Annotated in this window: 17 protein-coding genes; 13 read left to right on the top strand and 4 right to left on the bottom strand. The window is 72.7% G+C overall.

What is annotated here, in order from left to right; translation table 11 throughout:
• Positions 1 to 40: 40 nt before the first annotated feature.
• The 4 genes from GCL72_RS08570 to GCL72_RS08555 all read left to right on the top strand — a co-directional run bounded on the left by GCL72_RS08570 (position 41) and on the right by GCL72_RS08555 (position 4968).
• Complete coding sequence (locus GCL72_RS08570; protein WP_246161103.1) at positions 41 to 1201, top strand: histidinol-phosphate transaminase; 1161 nt, start codon at positions 41 to 43, stop codon at positions 1199 to 1201.
• Positions 1202 to 1260: 59 nt separating this feature from the next.
• Positions 1261 to 2373 carry a thiamine pyrophosphate-dependent enzyme gene (locus GCL72_RS08565; RefSeq protein WP_153144301.1) on the top strand — a complete coding sequence of 371 codons (1113 nt, stop codon included), beginning with the start codon at positions 1261 to 1263 and terminating at the stop codon, positions 2371 to 2373.
• Positions 2373 to 3392, top strand: a complete 1020-nt coding sequence (locus GCL72_RS08560) for an alpha-ketoacid dehydrogenase subunit beta (RefSeq protein ID WP_153144300.1) — start codon at positions 2373 to 2375, stop codon at positions 3390 to 3392. The genes GCL72_RS08565 and GCL72_RS08560 overlap by 1 nt, the downstream gene beginning before the upstream one ends.
• Positions 3393 to 3471: 79 nt before the next feature.
• Positions 3472 to 4968 (top strand): dihydrolipoamide acetyltransferase family protein, encoded by a 1497-nt coding sequence (locus GCL72_RS08555; RefSeq protein WP_153144299.1) that lies wholly within the window; start codon positions 3472 to 3474, stop codon positions 4966 to 4968.
• A gap of 28 nt (positions 4969 to 4996) precedes the next feature.
• Here the strand turns inward: GCL72_RS08555 and GCL72_RS08550 are convergent, their stop codons facing one another.
• Positions 4997 to 5695 (bottom strand): GerMN domain-containing protein, encoded by a 699-nt coding sequence (locus GCL72_RS08550; RefSeq protein ID WP_153144298.1) that lies wholly within the window; start codon positions 5693 to 5695, stop codon positions 4997 to 4999.
• Between the two features lie 403 nt (positions 5696 to 6098).
• Between GCL72_RS08550 and bla the strand changes: the two genes are divergently transcribed.
• The 5 genes from bla (at position 6099) to GCL72_RS08525 (ending at position 11254) form a co-directional block, all read left to right on the top strand.
• Complete coding sequence (bla, locus tag GCL72_RS08545) at positions 6099 to 7025, top strand: class A beta-lactamase (RefSeq protein WP_153144297.1); 927 nt, start codon at positions 6099 to 6101, stop codon at positions 7023 to 7025.
• A gap of 97 nt (positions 7026 to 7122) precedes the next feature.
• Positions 7123 to 7968, top strand: coding sequence for an HpcH/HpaI aldolase/citrate lyase family protein (locus GCL72_RS08540; protein WP_153144296.1), 846 nt, complete (start codon positions 7123 to 7125; stop codon positions 7966 to 7968).
• Between the two features lie 29 nt (positions 7969 to 7997).
• Positions 7998 to 9287 carry a multidrug effflux MFS transporter gene (locus tag GCL72_RS08535; protein WP_246161101.1) on the top strand — a complete coding sequence of 430 codons (1290 nt, stop codon included), beginning with the start codon at positions 7998 to 8000 and terminating at the stop codon, positions 9285 to 9287.
• Between the two features lie 109 nt (positions 9288 to 9396).
• Positions 9397 to 10479, top strand: a complete 1083-nt coding sequence (locus GCL72_RS08530; RefSeq protein ID WP_246161100.1) for a 3-hydroxyisobutyryl-CoA hydrolase — start codon at positions 9397 to 9399, stop codon at positions 10477 to 10479.
• On the top strand, positions 10472 to 11254 hold the full coding sequence (locus GCL72_RS08525) for an enoyl-CoA hydratase-related protein (RefSeq protein WP_153144294.1): 783 nt from the start codon (positions 10472 to 10474) through the stop codon (positions 11252 to 11254). The genes GCL72_RS08530 and GCL72_RS08525 overlap by 8 nt, the downstream gene beginning before the upstream one ends.
• Before the next feature lie 151 nt (positions 11255 to 11405).
• Here the strand turns inward: GCL72_RS08525 and GCL72_RS08520 are convergent, their stop codons facing one another.
• Together GCL72_RS08520 and ald are read right to left on the bottom strand one after the other, a co-directional pair.
• Positions 11406 to 13178, bottom strand: a complete 1773-nt coding sequence (locus tag GCL72_RS08520) for an AMP-binding protein (RefSeq protein WP_153144293.1) — start codon at positions 13176 to 13178, stop codon at positions 11406 to 11408.
• A gap of 91 nt (positions 13179 to 13269) precedes the next feature.
• Entirely contained in the window at positions 13270 to 14382 is a 1113-nt protein-coding gene (ald, locus tag GCL72_RS08515) for an alanine dehydrogenase (RefSeq protein ID WP_153144292.1), read from the bottom strand.
• 250 nt (positions 14383 to 14632) lie between these two features.
• On the opposite strand from ald, the gene GCL72_RS08510 reads away from it, so the two are divergent.
• The 4 genes from GCL72_RS08510 (at position 14633) to GCL72_RS08495 (ending at position 17263) form a co-directional block, all read left to right on the top strand.
• Positions 14633 to 15145 (top strand): DUF456 domain-containing protein, encoded by a 513-nt coding sequence (locus tag GCL72_RS08510; RefSeq protein ID WP_153144291.1) that lies wholly within the window; start codon positions 14633 to 14635, stop codon positions 15143 to 15145.
• 184 nt (positions 15146 to 15329) lie between these two features.
• A complete protein-coding gene (locus GCL72_RS09900; RefSeq protein ID WP_246161099.1) occupies positions 15330 to 16112 on the top strand; it encodes a winged helix-turn-helix domain-containing protein in 783 nt (260 codons plus the stop codon).
• Positions 16113 to 16133: 21 nt separating this feature from the next.
• Positions 16134 to 16688 carry an acyl-CoA thioesterase gene (locus tag GCL72_RS08500; protein ID WP_153144290.1) on the top strand — a complete coding sequence of 185 codons (555 nt, stop codon included), beginning with the start codon at positions 16134 to 16136 and terminating at the stop codon, positions 16686 to 16688.
• A 119-nt stretch (positions 16689 to 16807) separates the two neighbouring features.
• On the top strand, positions 16808 to 17263 hold the full coding sequence (locus tag GCL72_RS08495; protein ID WP_153144289.1) for a DoxX family protein: 456 nt from the start codon (positions 16808 to 16810) through the stop codon (positions 17261 to 17263).
• A gap of 36 nt (positions 17264 to 17299) precedes the next feature.
• On the opposite strand, the gene GCL72_RS09710 is transcribed toward GCL72_RS08495, so the two are convergent.
• Positions 17300 to 17975 (bottom strand): hypothetical protein (locus tag GCL72_RS09710; protein ID WP_211365010.1); only part of this gene is annotated, 676 nt, incomplete at its 5' end.

Raw genomic sequence — 17975 nt, 5'->3', positions numbered from 1 at the left:
TCGCACGCGGCGCTCGCCGCCGCCTGAGAGGAGCCCCGACATGAGCTCAGATCCCCGCGCCCGCGAGGAGCAGCTCTCCGCCGTGCGGCTGGACCGGCCGATCGCCGAGACGGTGACGCCGCGTCCGGCGCTGTCCCGGCTTCCGGCCTACTCGGCGGGCCGTCCGCCGACGCCGGCCGAGGGGCTGACGCCGTATAAGCTCTCCTCCAACGAGAACCCGCTCGGCCCCGTCCCGGCCGCGGTCCGCGCCGTCGCCGCCGTCGACACGCTGCATCGGTACCCGAACCCGACCGCCGAGTCGCTGCGCGCCGCGCTCGCCGAGCATCTCGAGGTGCCGGCCGAGGACCTGGTCGCCGGCACCGGCAGCCTCGGCGCCCTGACCCAGATCCTCGACGCCTTCGTCGGCACCGGCGAGGACGGCGAGCCCGACGAGGTCGTCTACGCCTGGCGGTCCTTCGAGGCCTACCCGATCGTGGTGCGCACCGCCGGCGCGCGGGATGTGATGGTGCCGGTCACCGCCGACGGCCGCCACGACCTGCCGGCGATGCTGGCGGCGATCACCGAGCGCACGCGCGTGGTGATGCTCTGCACGCCCAACAACCCCACCGGACCGGCCCTGACCCACCGCGAGGTCGCGGACTTCGTCGCCGCGGTGCCGCGCGACGTCGTCGTGGTCATCGACGAGGCCTACCAGGAGTACGTGCGCGGCGAGGACCGGCTGGATGCGTCCGCGCTCTACCGGCGGCACCCCAACGTCGCCGTGCTGCGGACCTTCTCCAAGGCCCACGGGCTGGCGGCGCTGCGCGTCGGGTACTCGCTGGCCCAGCCGGAGCTCACCCGGCATCTGCGCGCCGTCGCCCCGCCCTTCGCGGTCTCCACCGTCGCCGAGGCGGCGGCGGTGGCCTCGCTGGGCAGCCTGGACGAGGTGCACTCGCGGGTGGAGAATCTCATCGAGGAGCGCGATCGGGTCCGCGCGGCGCTGCTCGACGACGGCTGGACCGTCCCCGAGGCGCAGGGCAACTTCCTGTGGCTTCCGCTGGGGGACCGCGCCGGAGACTTCGCCCACGCCGCCGGCGTCCAGGCGCTGGCGGTGCGCGCCTTCGACGGCGACGGCGTCCGCGTCAGCATCGGCGAGCCGGAGGCGAACGACCGGCTGATCGCGCTGTGTCGGAATCTGCCGGAGCTGCGGCGCGCGAGCTGATGGCAGGTGAGACAATGGGCGGTGGTCGGAACCAGTCTGCCACCGGAGAGGAGCACGCCGTGCAGCCCATCCAGCTGCTCGCGCCCGACGGGACGCTCACCGAGGACGAGACGTACAGCCCGTACGTCGACGCCCTGGACGAGTCGACGCTGCGCGATCTCTACCGCTCCATGGTCGTGGAGCGCCGCGTCGACGCCGAGGCGACGTCGCTGCAGCGCCAGGGCCAGCTCTCCCTCTGGGTCCAGGCCCTGGGGCAGGAGGGCGCTCAGGCCGGCACGGTGACCGCGCTGCGCGCGACCGACATGATCTTCCCGACCTACCGGGAGCATGTCATGGCGCTGCACCGCGGCATCACGCCGCAGCAGCTGGTCGCCCAGTTCCGGGCGACGGCACACAGCGGCTGGCGCCCCCAGGATCACCGCTTCAACACCTACGGCGTCGTGCTGGCCAGCCAGACGCTGCACGCGACCGGGTGGGCGATGGGCATCCAGCGCGACGCCGCCGCCGGCGTCGAGGCCGCCCGCGACGAGCTGGTGCTGGCCTGCTTCGGCGACGGCGCCTCCAGCCAGGGCGACGTCCACGAGTCGATGGTCTTCGCCAGCTCCTACGAGCTGCCGGTGCTGTTCTTCGTGCAGAACAACCAGTGGGCCATCTCGGTGCCGGCGACCACCCAGGCGCGCGGGCCGCTGGCCGACCGCGCGGTCGGCTACGGCTTCGAGGGCGTGCGCGTCGACGGCAACGACGTGCTGGCCAGCTACGCCGTCGCCGCTCGGATGGCCGAGCAGGTCCGCGGCGGCGGGCCCAAGCTCATCGAGTCGGTCACCTACCGCATGGGCGCGCACACCACAGCCGACGACCCCACCAAGTACCGCACGGCCGACGAGGTCGAGGAGTGGGGCGCGAAGGACCCGGTGGCGCGCTACAGCACCTGGCTGCGCGGCCGCGGGCTGATCGACGACGCCTTCATCGACGCCGTCGAGGCCGAGGCGCAGGACCTCGCCTCCGACCTGCGGCGCACGATCCACGAGCTCACCCCGGTGACCCTGGAGGAGAACTTCGACACCGTGTACGCCGAGCCGCACCGCCAGATCGAGGTGGAGAAGGCCTGGCTGCGCGACTACGAGGCCGGCTTCGCGGAGGACTCCGCCGCCGGCGGGAAGGGCGGTGCGTGATGGCCGAGGCCAGTTCCGAGATCCGCGAGATGGTCGTCGCCAAGGCGATCAACGCCGCCCTGCGCGACGCGCTGGCCGAGGACCCGACGACGCTGCTGATCGGCGAGGACATCGGCCCGCTGGGCGGGGTCTTCCGCGTCACCGAAGGGCTGCAGGCCGAATTCGGCGAGACCCGCGTGGTCGACTCCCCGCTGGCGGAGTCGGGCATCGTCGGCACCTCCATCGGCATGGCGATGCGCGGCTACCGTCCGGTGGCCGAGATCCAATTCGACGGCTTCGTCTTCCCGGGCTTCAACCAGATCACCACCCAGCTGGCCAAGATCCACAACCGCACCGACGGCGCGGTCAGCGTCCCGGTGACGATCCGGCTGCCCTACGGCGGCTCCATCGGCTCGATCGAGCACCACTCGGAGTCTCCGGAGGCGCTCTTCGCCCATACCGCCGGGCTGCGGATCCTCGCGCCGTCGAACCCGCAGGACGCCTACTGGATGACGCGCGCGGCGATCGCCTCCGAGGACCCGGTGATCGTCATGGAGCCCAAACGGCGCTACTGGCTCAAGGGCCCGGTGGACACCGCCGCGGCGCCGCAGGACGTGCACTCCGCCGAGGTCATCCGCGAGGGCTCGGATGCGACGATCGCGACCTACGGGCCGCTGGTGCCGGTGGCGCTGGCCGCCGCAGAGGCCGCCGCGGAGGACGGCCGCAGCCTGGAGGTCGTCGACGTGCGCTCGATCAGCCCGCTCGACGACGAGACCATCGCCCGCTCGGCGGCGAAGACCGGTCGCCTGGTCGTCGCCCACGAGGCGCCGACCTTCGGCGGCTTCGGCGCCGAGATCGCCGCCCGGGTCGCCGAGCGCGCCCATCACCGGCTGCTGGCGCCGGTGCTGCGCGTCGGCGGATTCCACATGCCGTATCCGCCGTCCCACCAGGAGGGCCGCTACCTGCCGGACATCGACCGGATGCTGGAGGCCGTCGAGCGCAGCGTCGCGCACTCGTCCCGGGCCTCGTCGCCGGTCTGACCGTCGTCGTCCCGCCGCGGGACCCGCCTCCGGGGCATCTGCAGACAGCAGCCACTGATCAGCTGAGGAGACACTGACCATGGTCGACACCTTCAACCTCCCCGACGTCGGCGAGGGCCTCACCGAGGCCGAGGTCGTGTCGTGGCGCGTGGCGGTCGGCGACACCGTCGCGGTCAATGACATCGTCGTCGAGATCGAGACGGCGAAGTCGCTGGTCGAGCTGCCGGTGCCCTTCGCCGGCGAGGTCCGCGAGCTGGTCGTCGCCGAGGGCGAGACCATCGAGGTCGGCAGCCCGCTGATCCGCATCCGGGCCGAAGGCGCGGACGACGAGGACGACGCCGACGATGCCGAGGATGCCGAGGAAGCCGAGCACGACGCCGGGAGCACGACGAGCACGGCGACGGCGGCCTCCGGCGACGGCGCCGGCGAGTCGAGGCGCGACGCGGCGGCCGGTTCCTCCGGCACTTCCGGCTCCTCCTCCGGGGCGTCGTCGGACTCCGGCGCGCTGACCGGCTCGGGCCCGAAGGCCGACGCGCCGCGGCGTCGCCCGCGGACTCGGCACGCCGACCTCGGGCTCGTCGACGACTCCGACCTGCCGCCGATGCCCGCTCCGGCCGGCGGGGTCGCCGGCGTCGCAGCGGACCAGCCGCGCCACGGCCGCGATCTCGCCGAGATGGTCGCCAAGGCCAGTCCGCCGGTGCGTGCGCTGGCCAAGCGGCTCGGCGTCGCCGTCTGGGAGCTGGTCGGCTCCGGCCGCGAGGGGCAGGTGACCCGCGACGACGTCGAGCGCCGGGCTCAGCAGAAGAAGGCCGCCCCCGGCGAGGCGCCCGCCGAGCCGACGACTCCTCCGGAGCCGGCGTTCAACGGCAAGCTGCGGCCCGACGCCGAGCGCGAGGAGCGCATCGCCGTCCGCGGGGTGCGGAAGGCGACGGCGGCCAACGTCACCGACATGGCGCAGAACGTCCCGCACGTCTCGGTCTTCAAGGAGATCGACGTGTCCCGGACGATGGAGGTCCGGGCGGCGCTGCGGCAGGACCCCTCCTACGAGGGGCTGAGCGTCTCGCCGATGCTCTTCGCGGCGAAGGCCATCATCTGGGCGGCTCGGCGGAATCCGCAGATCAACTCCAGCTGGCACGAGTCGCACTACGTGCTGAAGAACTACGTGAACCTGGGCATCGCCGCCGCGACCCCGCGCGGGCTGGTCGTCCCGGTGATCCACGAGGCCCAGACGTTCAGCACCCGCGGGCTTGCCGCGGCGATCACCCAGCTCACCGTAGACGCCCGCGAGGGACGGACCACGCCGGCGGAGATGCAGGGTGGGACCCTCTCGATCACCAACATCGGTCCGCTGGGCCTCGACGGCGGCACCCCGATCCTGCCGCCGGGCCAGTCGGCCATCGTCGCCCTCGGCCAGGTGCGGAAGAAGCCCTGGGTCGTCGACGGGCATGTCGTGCCGCGCGATGTGATGACCATCGGCGGCTCCTTCGACCACCGGCTCATCGACGGCGAGCACGCCGGCCGGTTCATCACCGACGTCGGCTCGGTGCTGGAGGAGCCCGGCCTGCTGATCGACTGAGGAGTCGGACGGAGCGATGCGGCCCGGCTCAGCCGGAGATCGGGCGCAGCGCCGCGTCGGCGACGTCCTCGCCCAGGCCCAGCCGCCGGGAGAGCGGCTCGCCGTCGATCAGCACCTCGGCCTCGTCCGCGCCGGCGGCCGCGCGCGCGGTGGCGTCGAGCTGCTGGAGCAGCTGCCAGGACTCGCAGACGCTGCGCGTGGTGATCTCCCCGCCCAGCTCGACGGTGACGGTGTCGCCGTCGACGCTCGCCGACTCCAGGCTCAGCTCCTCGGAGTCCGCCAGCGGGTTGGCGAAGGCGGGGTCGCCGTGCTCAGTGCGGGTGTCCTCGACGATGAAGCGCAGCGACTCGCCCAGCGGGTCGTCGGTCAGCTTCGGCACCGTGCGCACGATGCTGACGGTGTCCTGGCAGCCGAAGCTCTCCGTCCGGGCGATCTCGCGCTCCTGGACCGTCGGGCCGTCCTCTGCGTCGAGCAGCTCGCCGTCCTCGGAGATCGGCGCGTAGGACTGCTGGTTCTCCGGGCTGACCAGCCCGATCGTGAGCCGGACGGTGTCGTCCTCGGCATGCGCCGGGGCCGGCAGGTCGCTGTCGGCGTCGGTGTCCGCATCCGGGCCGACGCCCTGCTCCTGAGCGTCGTCCCCGCATCCGGTCATCGCCAGCGCCGCGGCCAGACCGACGGCGACGAGGGCGCGTCGCGGACGCGCGGGGAGAGGGAGCGGGAGCGGCATGGTGTCAGAATACGACGCCGGCGCGACCGGGGCGAAACCCGCTGGAGGAGGGCGGACGGGAGGCCTGAATCGGGGGAGAACGGCCTCCCGCCCGCCGGGCGAGAAGGAGCCGGATGCGGCTGAAGGGGGATGACGCGGCACCCGACCAGCAGAGCCTTCTCGACGGCAGATGCGACGGTCGGACGGAACGGAGATCCGACCTGTGTGCAACCTGCGGGGTGGGCGGCGGAGGGGAGGGGGATCGCCTCCGTGACACAGTTCAAATATGAACCATGGCCCGAGGATCATGATGGAACGCCGCGGGGGGAGGTGTCAACCGAGTAGGAGGGGTGGGATGGCTCGGGAGTCGCGTGCAGTGCTTGACTCCAGGTCAGCGACGAGGCGGCGCGATAGTGTGGCGTGCATGTCGGCTTCCCCCTCGCTCGGTCCCGGCACACTGGCGCTCGGGCTGGCCCTGCTGCTCTCGGGGTGCTCCAGCCTCCCCGCCGAAGGAGGTGGCGTCGGCGCGTCGGCCGAGTCGACGTCCCCCGCTGAGGCTCCCTCGCCGTCGGGCCCCGTCGACGCCGTCGACCAGCTGGAGCAGGAATACGACGCCCGAGTCGGGGTCTCCATGATCGATCTCGACGACGGGAGCACGCTGAGCCATCGGGGCGGGGAGCGTTTCGGCTTCGCCTCGACGATGAAGGCCTTCGCGGCCGCGGCCCTCCTCCACTCCACCGGGGCGGAGGAACGTGGTCAGCTCGTGCGGTGGACGTCGGCGGACATCGAGGCCGCAGGATACTCTCCGGTGACCGAGCAGGCTGTCGACACCGGCCTGACGCTCGGCGAGCTGGCTGAGGCCGCCGTCAGACAGAGCGACAACACGGCGATGAACCTCATCGTGGAGCACCTCGGCGGCCCTGAGGGCCTCCAGCGCGCGCTGGAGGGCATCGGTGATTCCGTCACCCGCCCCGTCGACCGGGAGCCGGAGCTCAACGACGTCGTCGCAGGGGAGACGGCCAACACCAGCACGGCCGAAGCGCTCGCCGGGAACTTGGAGCGCCTCGTCGCCGGCGAGTGGCTCGATGAGGACGACCGTCGCATGGTCATGGACTGGATGGGCGGCAACGCGACCGGCGACACGCTCATCCGGGCGGGTGCGCCCGAGGGGTGGTCCGTCGCCGAGAAGTCCGGCGGGGCGGGAGCGATGCGCCATGATGTCGCCGTCCTCCAACCTCCGGAGGGCGAACCGATCGTCCTGGTGGTGCTCACTGAACGGAACGACGCCGACGCGGAGTACGAGGATGCTCTGGTGGCGGATGTCGCCGAGGCCGTGCTGCCGGACGACTGACCGGCCTGAGCGGCCTCGAGGTGACTCCGCGTCATCGATTCGTGTCACGCCGGTGGAGTATCGTCCCGAGCATCGTTGCGGGCGCTAGGCTGGGGCCATGCCGATCCGCAACCGTCGTGCCGCCACGCTGCCCGCCAAGCTCTCCCGTTCCTGGCTGCTCATCAACGCCGCCCGGCAGGTGGACTTCGCCCCGGGGCTGGCCAGCGAGGCAGACTCGGTGATCTTCGACCTCGAGGCCTCGGTGCCCGACGAGTCCAAGGTGCAGGCCCGGCAGAGCGTGCTCTCCGCGCTCAACGGCGGCATGACCGCCTGGGTGCGGATCAGCCCGACGACCAGCGACCACTGGGAGGACGACGTCGCCGCACTGTCCCGCGCCGACGGGCTGCGCGGGGTGATGCTGGCCGAGACCGAGCGGCCCGAGCAGGTCACCTACACCGCCATGCGGCTGCGGGCCGGCACGCCGGTGATCGCGCTGGTCGAGTCGGCTCTCGGCGTGGAGAACGCCACGGAGATCGCCTCGGCGCCGGGGACCTTCCGGCTGGCCTTCGGCACCAACGACTTCCGCAAGGACGTCGGCGTCTCCGCCGACCCGATGGCGCTGGCCTACGCGCGCTCCCGGCTGGTCATCGCCTCGCGCGTCGGCGGACTGCCCGGCGCCATCGACGGTCCCACCCCGGCCGACGCCGACGGCGACGCCGTCGCCGCGGCCTGCGAGGTCACCGCCTCGATGGGCATGACCGGCAAGCTCTCGCTGAATCGCGGGCAGGTGGAGCAGGTCAACGCCGGGCTCTCGCCCTCGCCCGACGAGCTCGAGTGGGCCCGCGAGCTGATCATCCAGCACGAGGAGGGCGGATCCATCGGCGACGGCTCCTACCTGCCGCGACTGGCCCGTGCGCAGAAGATCGCCGCCCTGGCCGACTCCTACGGCCTCTGGAACGCCTGACCGACATCGCGACGTCGAGGAGGAAGCCTGTGCGCTCTGCGAGCTCGTCGACGTCCTCGCATTCCCCGGCGGATGACGGACTGACCCCGGGGGAGCGGATGACCACCGGTCAGCGGCTGCGCCTGGTGCTGGTCCTCGGGGTGCTCATCGCCATCGGTCCGCTGACAGTGGACATGTACCTTCCCGCGCTGCCGACCATCGGCGAGCAGCTCGAGGTGCCGGCAGCCTCGGTCCAGCTGACGCTGACCGGCACGCTCGCCGGCCTCGCCCTCGGGCAGCTGCTGATCGGCCCGCTCTCCGACGCCGTCGGCCGGCGGCGTCCGCTGCTGGTCGGCGTCGCGCTGCACATCCTGGCGTCAGTCGGCTGCGTGTTCGCCCCGGATCTGCTCACCCTCGGCGCGCTGCGCGTGCTGCAGGGTCTCGGGGCCGCGGCGGCCACCGTCGTCGCCATGGCCGTCGTGCGGGATCTGTTCACCGGCATGGCCGCGGCGAAGACGCTCTCCCGGCTGATGCTCGTCATGGGCGCGGCTCCTGTGCTGGCGCCCACGCTGGGCGGGCTGGTGCTGACGATGACCACCTGGCGCGGCGTCTTCGTGGTGCTGGCCGGCTTCGGCGTCGCCATCCTCTGCGCCAGCGCGCTGATGCTGCCCGAGACCCTGCCGCCCGAGCGGCGTCGACACGGCGGACCGCTGGGCACGCTGCGCGACTGCGGCCGGCTGCTGCGCGACCGCACCTACGTAGGGCTGATCCTGGTGGCCGGGCTGGCCATGGCGGCGATGTTCGCCTACGTCTCCGGCTCCTCCTTCGTCTTTCAGCAGCAGTACGGGCTGGACGAGCAGCAGTACGGGGTCGTCTTCGGCGCCGGGGCGGTCGGGCTGATCGCCGCCACGCAGTGCAACGTGCGGCTGCTGCGCCGGTTCAGCCCCGCGCAGGTGCTCGCCGGGGCGCTGGCCGGCGGAGCGCTGGCCGGGCTGGTGCTGCTGCTCTGCGCGGTCACCGGCTTCGGCGGGCTGCTCGGGATCCTGCTGCCGCTGTGGCTGGTGCTCGCCTCCGCGGGGCTGGCGCTGCCCAACGCGCCGGCGCTGGCGCTCTCCCGGCACGGGGAGACCGCCGGGACGGCCGCGGCGCTGCTGGGCGCGGTGCAGTTCGGCGTCGGCGCCGTGGCCGCCCCGGTGGTCGGCATGCTGGGCACCGGCGCGACGGCGATGGCCGCGGTGATCGCGTCAGGGATGGTGATCGCCAACGTCGTCGTCGTGGTGCTGGTGCGTCCGTGGCGGCTGGCCCTCGAGCCGCGGAGCCACGGAGTGCGCGCCGATTGAGGGGACAGCGTCTCATCTGTTGAACGCTCCTGTGCGTGCCGATACCGTGGAGAAATCCAGGTCACCGGAATGAGGAGGCGCGATGGGCAGGGAGACGTTCACTGGGGACGTGGCGTTCGAGACGCGCGGCCACCTCGGCATCATCACGCTGAATCGTCCGAAGTCGCTGAACGCCCTCACCCAGCTGATGTGCGAGGCGATCCTCGTCCAGCTCGAGGACTGGGCCGTCGACGACGCCGTCGCCCAGGTGCTGGTCCGCGGCGCGGGGGAGAAAGGGCTGTCGGCCGGCGGCGACGTCGTCGGCGTCCATCGCGACATGGTCGAGCACCAGGAGGTCGACGGCGGGCCGGTGCTGCCCGACGGCACCCCGGCCTACCAGGCGCACTTCGCCACGGAGGACTTCTGGGCGGCCGAGTACCGGATGAATCTGACCATCGCTCGCTTCCCCAAGCCCTACGTCGCCGTGATGGACGGACTGACCCTCGGCGGCGGGCTGGGACTGTCGGCCCACGGCAGCCACCGGCTGGTCACCGAGCACACCCGGGCGGGCATGCCGGAGACGACGATCGGCTTCTCGCCCGACGTCGGCGGCACCCATCTGCTCTCCCGCGCCCCGCGCAAGACAGGTCTGCACGCCGGGATGCTCGGGCTGCACCTCGACGCCGCCGACGCGATCCACCTGGGGCTGGCCGATGCGCGCATCGACTCCGCCGACATCGCCGCGCTCATCGATGCGCTGGCCGCGCGCGGCGCCGACGAAGTCGTCGCCGAGTTCACCCGTGACGTCGAGGAATCCGCGCTCGCGTCCGCCGACTGGATCAACCATGCCTACTCCGGCGGCGACGTCGACATCATCCTCGCCCGGCTCGACGCGCTGACCGAGGACGTGCCGGAGGCCGGAGAGGCCGCGGGGGTCATCCGTGCCCGCTCGCCGCTGTCGGTGCGGGTGGCCCACCGGGCGATCACCACCGCCGGGGACCTGTCGCTGGCCGGGGCGCTGCTGCAGGAATACACCGTCGGGGTCCATATGCTGCGCTCCCACGACTTCCGCGAGGGCATCCGCGCCCAGCTGGTGGACAAGGACCGCAGCCCGCAGTGGCGCCCGCCCACGCTGGCCGACGTCGACGACGACCTCCTCGACCATTTCTTCACCCCTGTGCCGCACAAGATCCTGGAGCTGCCGCATGACTGAGCCGACGTACGCGACCATCAAGGTGTCCTCCGCCAAGCGGGTCGGGCGGATCCAGCTCAACCGGCCCGCGGCGCTGAACGCGCTCGACGAGCGGACCATGGACGAGGTCGTCGCCGCGGCGACGGCCTTCGACGCCGACGACTCGGTCGGAGCGATCCTGCTGGCCGGCTCGCAGAAGGCCTTCGCCGCCGGGGCGGACATCAAGGAGATGGCCGACAAATCCGCCGCCGAGATGCGTGCGGCCGACTGGTTCCGCCGCTGGGAGGACTTCGCCGCGCTGCGCACTCCCGTGGTGGCGGCCGTCTCCGGATACGCGCTCGGCGGCGGCTGCGAGCTGGCGCTGATGGCCGACGTCGTCATCGCCGGCAGCGGCGCGACCTTCGGCCAGCCGGAGATCAACCTCGGCGTCATCCCCGGCATGGGCGGCTCGCAGCGGCTGGCGCGCTCGGCGGGCAAGGCCAAGGCGATGGACATGGTCCTCACCGGACGCCACGTCGACGCCGCCGAGGCCGAGCGCATGGGGATGGTCTCCCGCGTGGTCGAGGACGGCGAGCTGGAGGCCGAGGCGAAGACCGTCGCCGAACTCATCGCCTCGAAGTCCAAGCCGGCGACGCAGGCGGCCAAGGAGACCATCGCCGCCGCCTTCGAGACGCCGCTGCAGCAGGGGCTGCTGCTCGAGCGTCGGCAGTTCCACGCACTGTTCAGCACTGAGGACCAGGCCGAGGGTATGGCCGCCTTCCAGGAGAAGCGCAAGCCGCGCTGGCAGCACCGCTGAGCGTCCGGACCGTCGAGGGGCCCGATGACCGCGCGCGACGGCGTCGAGGAGCGTCGCACGCTGGCCGAGCGGCCGGCGCCGGACGTCACTCTGGGCGGTCGTCTGGGCGGTCCGCGCGAGCCTGCGGGCCTGAGCGCCGCGGCTCAGCGGCTCAGCGGCGCAGCCCCGGCAGGTCCTGCTCGCGGAACTCTGCCGCCGCCTGCTCCTCGCCGCGGGCCGCCTCGACGTCGCGCAGTTCCACGCGGCGGATCTTGCCGGAGATGGTCTTGGGCAGCTCAGTGTGCTCGATGCGCCGGACGCGCTTGAACGGCGGCAGCTGCTCGCGACAGTGGGCCAGGATCGAGGTCGCGGTCTCGGCGTCCCAGTCCCAGTCGGCGGCCAGCACCACGCAGGCTTTGGGCACCGCCAGGCGCACCGGGTCCGGGGCCGGGACGACGGCGGCCTCGGCGACGGCGGGGTGCTCGACGAGCACCGACTCCAGCTCGAAGGGCGAGATGCGGTAGTCGCTGGCCTTGAAGACGTCGTCGTTGCGGCCCACGTAGGTCAGCACGTCGTCGGCCTCGCGCCGGACGACGTCGCCGGTGTGGTACAGCCCGTCGGCGAAGACCTCGGCCGTGCGCTCGGCGTCGCCGTGGTATCCGCGCATCAGTCCCACCGGCCGGTCCTCGCCGGTCTGCGCCGCGCGCAGGCAGAGCTCGCCCTCCTCGGCCTCCGCGCCGGTGGTCGGGTCGATGAGCACCACGTCGAAGCCCGGCAGCGGCCGGCCCATCGAGCCGCGCACCAGCGGCTGGCCCGGCGTGTTGGCCACCTGCAGGGTGGTCTCGGTCTGGCCGTAGCCGTCGCGGACCGTGCGTCCCCAGGTGCGCTCGACCTGGTCGATCACCTCGGCGTTGAGCGGCTCGCCGGCCGAGACCGTCACCCGCGGCGGATTCCGCAGCGCGCTCAGATCCGCCTGGATGAGCATCCGCCAGACCGTCGGCGGGGCGCAGAAGCTGGTGACTCCGTGGGCATCCATCTGCTCCATCAGCGTCGCGGCGTCGAAGCGGGTGTAGTTGTGCACGAAGATCGTCGCCTCGGCCAGCCACGGGGTGAAGAAGTTCGACCAGGCGTGCTTGGCCCACCCCGGACCGGCGACGTTGAGGTGGACGTCGCCGGGCTGCAGGCCGATCCAGTACAGCGTCGACAGATGCCCGACCGGGTACGAGGCATGGGTGTGCTCGACCAGCTTCGGCAGCGTGGTGGTGCCGGAGGTGAAGTAGAGCAGCTGGGTCTCGTCGGCGTCGGTGACCTGCGTGGGCGTGAACTCGTCCGGCGCGGCGGAGGCGGCGTCGATCCGATGCACCGCCCGCGGAGTCCCGTCGGGGGAGGAGACCTCCGGCGACGGGACCTCGGGGGTGTGCACGCCAGGGACGTGGATCATGGTCAGGAAATCCTCGGCCGGTCGCACCGCGGAGAACTTCACCAGGTCGTCGGCGCCGGCCACGGCCCATCGGGCCCGGCCGCGGGTGACCCGGTCCTGCAGATCGTTCGCCCCCATCTGCGTGGTGGTCGGGATGAGCACCGCGCCGATCTTGATGCCGGCGAGCATGACCTCCCAGAGCTCGATCTGGTTGCCCAGCATCAGGATCATCCGGTCGCCGCGGGCGACGCCGATCGACGTCAGCCAGTTCGCCAGCCGGTCGGAGGAGCGGGCGAGCTCGGCGTAGCTGCGGCGCAGCACCGTGCCGTCGGCCTCGGAGATCACCAGCGCATCCTGGTCGGCGCGCTCGCCGGCGGCGACGACGTCGAACCAGTCGAGAGCGAAGTTGAAGTGCTCGAAGCGCGGCCAGCGGAACGTCTCGCGGGCACGCCGCCAGTCCTGCTGATGGTCGACGAGGAGGTCGCGGGCCGCGCGGAGCTCGGCGGCGGGGTCGGTGCTGGTCATCGGGCGGGCCTTCCTTCGACGGGCGGGCCGGGTCACGTCGGCTCCAGCCTACTCCAGCCATCCCGCCGTCGGTCCGCGGCTCTGCGGCGGGTCAGCCCAGCACGTCGGCGACGGCGACAGCCTCCTCGCCCAGCGCGGCGGCCACCGGCGCGTAGGTCAGCCGGCCGTCGTGGACGTTGAGCCCGGCGGCGAGGTGCTCGTCGTCGCGCATCGCCTGCCGCCAGCCCTTGTCGGCCAGCCGCAGGACATGCGGCAGCGTGGCGTTGACCAGCGCCGCCGTCGAGGTGTGCGGCACCGCCCCGGGCATGTTCGCCACGCAGTAGTAGATCTGCTCGCCCAGCATGAAGGTGGGGTCGGCGTGGGTCGTCGCCCGCGAGCCCTCGAAGCATCCGCCCTGGTCGATGGCGATGTCCACCAGCACCGAGCCCGGGCGCATCTGCGCGGCCATCTCGCGGGTGACCAGCTTCGGCGCCGTCGCTCCCGGGATGAGCACCGAGCCGATGACCATGTCTGCGGAGGCGACCTCCTCGGTGATGGTCAGCGTGTTCGAGGCCAGCGTGGTCAGCCCGCGGGCGGAGAGCGCCGAGAGCTCGCGCAGCCGGTCGATGCTCAGATCGACCACGGTGACGTCGGCGCCCATGCCCATCGCGGTGATGGCGGACTGTTCGCCGGCCTTGCCGCCGCCGATGACCACGACCTTCGCCGGCCGGGCCCCGGGAACGCCGCCGACGAGCAGCCCCGAGCCGCCCTGCGAGTGCATCAGGTGGTAGGCGCCGACCTGCGGAGCCAGCCGGCCGGCGACCTCGCTCATCGGGGCCAGCAGCGGCAGGCCGTGGGCGCCGGTGACGGTCTCGTAGGCGATCGCGGTGACGCCGCGCTCCTGCAGCGCGGCGGCGCACTCCGGCTCGGCGGCCAGATGCAGGTAGGTGAAGAGCACCTGGCCCGAGCGCAGGGAGCCGAACTCCTCGGGCTGCGGCTCCTTGACCTTCAGCACCAGGTCGGCGGACCCCCAGACGTCCTCGGCGGAGTCGACGACGCGGGCGCCGGCGCGGGCGAAGTCCTCGTCGGTGAAGCCGGAGGCGGTCCCGGCCCCGTGCTGGATCCGCACCTCGTGGCCGTGCCCGATGAGGTCGACGGCGCCCGCCGGGGTCAGCGCGACGCGGAATTCGTTGTTCTTCACTTCCGTCGGGACTCCGATGATCATCTGATCTCCTCACTGCTCCGCGCGCCGACGTCCGTCGGCGGGCACCGGGCCGGACTTCGTCGTCCGGCGGCTGACGCTCACGAGTGTCGCATGCGCCTGTGACGGGGCGGTGACGGGTCGGCCACAGGAGCGAGACGCGGCCTGCCGCCTGACCGGCGATCCACGCCGCGCCCGGGAGTCGTGCGACACCTGCAGAGTATGGCCGCCGGAGCCGTTCTGCCAACAGCCCCGCTGTGGCAGGCTGGGGGCCATGCTCGATTCGACCTTGGGCGAGGGGATCGCCACCGGCACGGCGCTGGTGCTGCTGCTGGTCGGCATGGCCGGCATCGTGTTGCCGGTGCTGCCCGGAAGCCTGCTGATCATCGTCACGCTGCTCGGTTGGGCGGTGCTGATCGGCGGGCCGGCGGCCTGGACTGCCGGGCTCCTCGGCGCCGTGCTGGCCGTGGCGGGATGGAGCGCGTCCACAGTGCTGACCGGTCGGATGCTGCATCGGGAACGGGTCCCGCGCGGGCCGGTGCTGACAGGGCTCGTCGCCGCCGTCGTCGGCATGATCCTGCTGCCGCCGCTGGGGCTCTTCCTGGGCTTCGCCCTGGGACTGTTCGCCGCGGAGTACCTCCGGCGCGACCGCGACTGGCGGGCCGCCGGCGCCTCGAGCCTGAAGGCGCTGCGCGCGATGGGCGTGGGGATCCTGGTGGAGTTCGGCTTCGCCGGACTGGCGGTCTCGTCCTTCCTGCTCGGCTCGCTGGTGCACCTGCTCAACTGAACCGCCGGTTCGGCCCGGATCGGGGTGGAGACGAGCGGCGGTCCACGGCGCCCGACGCCGGCGTCCAGCCGACGATCAGCTCCCGTCGGGCGAAGGTGGTGGTCGTCTCTCCGCGGAGTCGATATGTTGGCAGTTCGGACGGGATGCGAGTCACGGCCGGAGGGCGTCAGGACGGAGGGTGAATGTGACCGATGAGCCGGTCGACGGCGCCGACGCCGCGGCTCTGCACGTCTCCTCGCCCGTGCTGCTGCTCGGCGGGCCCTCTCCTGCGCAGTCGGAGCTGACTCAGCGGCTGCGCGCCCTGGATGTGAAGGTGCTCCACGCCCCGAGCGCGGAGGTCGCGCACAGCCTGACCGCCCAGGAGCGGCCGCGGCTGCTCGTCGTCGACGCCCGCTCGAGTCGGCGGGTGCCGGAGACGGAGACGCTGCTGGCCGAGCTGCGGCGCGCGGAGGAGCACCTGGTCGCGCTGATCTGGTTCGACGCCGAGGCCACGACCGCCGAGGTCCTCGCCGGCTGTGCGCCGCTGGACGACCACATCCTCGGCAATCCCGGCGGCGAGGAGGCGGTGCGCCGACTGCATCTGCTCAGTCGGCGGCTGCCGGCCCGCCGCGAGGGGGAGCGGCTCGTCGTCGGGGATCTGGAGATGGACACCTCGGCGCGGACGGTCCGTCGCGGCGACCACGACATCGACCTCTCCGAGACCGAGTTCCGACTGCTGCGACTGCTGATGCGCCATGCCCGCACGGTGCTGTCCAAGACCGAGATCCTCCAGCAGGTCTGGGAGTACGAGTTCGCCGGGCAGGCCAACATCGTCGAGCTCTACATCTCCTACGTCCGCAAGAAGGTCGAGGCGGGCCGGCCGCGGATGATCCACACCGTCCGCGGGGCCGGGTATGTGCTGCGACCCGCCGAGCCGGAGGCTGACCCGGCGGTCGAGTCGGCCGAGGAGCATGCTACCGACGAGTAGCCTCTGTGGCAGACTGGCCGCATGCATGTGATCCTGCGCACTCTGCTGACCCTGCTGCGCGCCCGACGGCGCCCGGCGCTCTCGCCGTGGGAGCCGGGCTCGCTGACGCTGCGCGCGCTGCCCACCGACGTCGACCTGGCGCTGCACATCAACAACGGCCAGTACTTCTCGCTCTTCGACCTGGGGCGCTACGACCTCATGGCCCGCGCCGGAGTCTGGTCGCGCATGCGGGCGCTCGGCTGGACCCCGGTGGTGCAGTCCGAGCAGATCACCTTCCGCCGGGCGGTGACGCTGATGCGTCGATTCACCGTCCACACGCGGATGCTCGGCTTCGACGAGCGCTGCCTGTTCTTCGAGCAGCGGGTGGTCGTCGACGGCGAGATCTGCGTCCGCGCGCAGATCGCCGCCCGGCTCCTCGGCCCGGACGGGCCGGTCTCGCGCGAGGAGATCCTGGCCGAGCTGGCCGCGCTGGGCCACGAGCAGCCCGAGGACGTCGACGTCTCCGAAGAGCTGCGGAGCTGGCGGGCCGCGGCCGCGCTGCCGTCGACGCGCCGTCCGGCCCCGCACCGGTGGTGACCCGGCGGCGACGTCGGCGGTCGCGGCCCGACCGCCTGGCGAGGCGCGGCCGGAGCCGGCCCGCGGCGCACCGTGTGGTGAACCACGTCGGTGCGGGCGACGGGTGTCACAGTAGGAGCATGCGGAACCACTTCAGCACCGACCTCGGCCTCCTCCTGCTCCGGCTCGCCGCCGGCATCCTGTTCATCATGTCGGGCCTGCGCCGCGTCACCTGGCTGGGGGTCAACGGCTCCCGGGACTACGCCGTGGATCTCGGACTGCCCTTCGCCCAGCAGGTGGGGGCGGCGCTGCCCTTCGTCGAGATCATCGGCGGCGCGCTGCTGATCATCGGGCTGCTGACGCGATTCTCCGCGGCGGTGCTCACCGTGGTCTGCGGCGCGGCCGCGGTGGTCCTGGGACGGGAGGCGACGTCGACGTCGGCGCTGCTGGACCAGGGCGAGCCGATGCTTCTGCTGGTCGGCGGGACGCTGGAGTTCTCGGTGCTGCTCGCCGTGATCGCGCTGGTGCTGGCCTGCACCGGCGGCGGAGCGATGAGTGTGGACGCGCCGGCCTGGCGCTCGATCCGGCGGCGCTGATCCGGGTCGCGGACCGAGGTGGCAGGGTGCTCGGCCTCAGTCGGCGCGGCGGCGACCCAGCATGCTCAGCAGGGCTGCGCCGACGGCGATGGCTGTCAGCGCCACGGCGACGACCGGGCCGACTGCGGAGCCGGTGAAGGCCAGGCCGGCGTCGGAGTCGTGGTCCACGGCGACGGGCCCGTCGGTGGGCTCGCGGTACGTGTCTCCCGCCGCGGAGGACGGCGGCGCTGACGACGAGGCGGCGTCCGAGGACTTCGCAGTCGGTGCGGATGCTCGGCCGGAGTCCTGCTGCGCGACGCCTCCGGGCTGGGAGTCCGGGGCCGCTGCGTCGTCGCGGCCCTGCGGGGGATCGGACTGCAGGGAATCCGGCTGGGCCGACGCAGGGTGCCCGGTGTCGTCCTGCCCAGCGTCGTCCTGTCCGGCGTCGGGGTCGGGCGCCGGGCTCTGGCCGGAGCCTCGGCTCGCGTCGGGCTCCGCGGCGCCGGCGTCCTCGTCCGTCCCCGGCTCCGAGCTCCCGTCGCTCGTGGGCCGCGGGCCGCCGGGCACGGGTAGCGAGTCGTCCAGAGCATCCTCGGAGGCCGCGCTGCTCGGCGCAGTGCCCGAGGTGGAGTCCTCGGGGGAGGTCGTCTCCTGCCCTGTGCCGGGGAGGAAGTCCTCGGCGCCGTCGGTCGTCTCCGGAGCGGAGGGGGTGGCTGAGGCGTCCGGCGACTCG

It is taken from the genome of Nesterenkonia halophila, from assembly GCF_009467795.1.
GTDB lineage: Bacteria > Actinomycetota > Actinomycetes > Actinomycetales > Micrococcaceae > Nesterenkonia > Nesterenkonia halobia.
Note: the sequence above shows the minus strand (reverse complement) of the source record. Positions and strands in the feature narration are given on the sequence as shown.

Excerpts from the sequence above, each read along its gene's own strand:
- bla (WP_153144297.1), top strand. The coding sequence starts at position 6,099 with ATGTCGGCTTCCCCCTCGCTCGGTCCCGGCACACTGGCGCTCGGGCTG.
- GCL72_RS08555 (WP_153144299.1), top strand. The coding sequence starts at position 3,472 with ATGGTCGACACCTTCAACCTCCCCGACGTCGGCGAGGGCCTCACCGAG.
- GCL72_RS08560 (WP_153144300.1), top strand. The coding sequence starts at position 2,373 with ATGGCCGAGGCCAGTTCCGAGATCCGCGAGATGGTCGTCGCCAAGGCG.
- GCL72_RS08495 (WP_153144289.1), top strand. The coding sequence starts at position 16,808 with ATGCGGAACCACTTCAGCACCGACCTCGGCCTCCTCCTGCTCCGGCTC.
- GCL72_RS08510 (WP_153144291.1), top strand. The coding sequence starts at position 14,633 with ATGCTCGATTCGACCTTGGGCGAGGGGATCGCCACCGGCACGGCGCTG.
- GCL72_RS08570 (WP_246161103.1), top strand. The coding sequence starts at position 41 with ATGAGCTCAGATCCCCGCGCCCGCGAGGAGCAGCTCTCCGCCGTGCGG.
- GCL72_RS08525 (WP_153144294.1), top strand. The coding sequence starts at position 10,472 with ATGACTGAGCCGACGTACGCGACCATCAAGGTGTCCTCCGCCAAGCGG.
- GCL72_RS08500 (WP_153144290.1), top strand. The coding sequence starts at position 16,134 with ATGCATGTGATCCTGCGCACTCTGCTGACCCTGCTGCGCGCCCGACGG.
- GCL72_RS08550 (WP_153144298.1), bottom strand. The coding sequence starts at position 5,695 with ATGCCGCTCCCGCTCCCTCTCCCCGCGCGTCCGCGACGCGCCCTCGTC.
- ald (WP_153144292.1), bottom strand. The coding sequence starts at position 14,382 with ATGATCATCGGAGTCCCGACGGAAGTGAAGAACAACGAATTCCGCGTC.
- GCL72_RS08520 (WP_153144293.1), bottom strand. The coding sequence starts at position 13,178 with ATGACCAGCACCGACCCCGCCGCCGAGCTCCGCGCGGCCCGCGACCTC.
- GCL72_RS08540 (WP_153144296.1), top strand. The coding sequence starts at position 7,123 with ATGCCGATCCGCAACCGTCGTGCCGCCACGCTGCCCGCCAAGCTCTCC.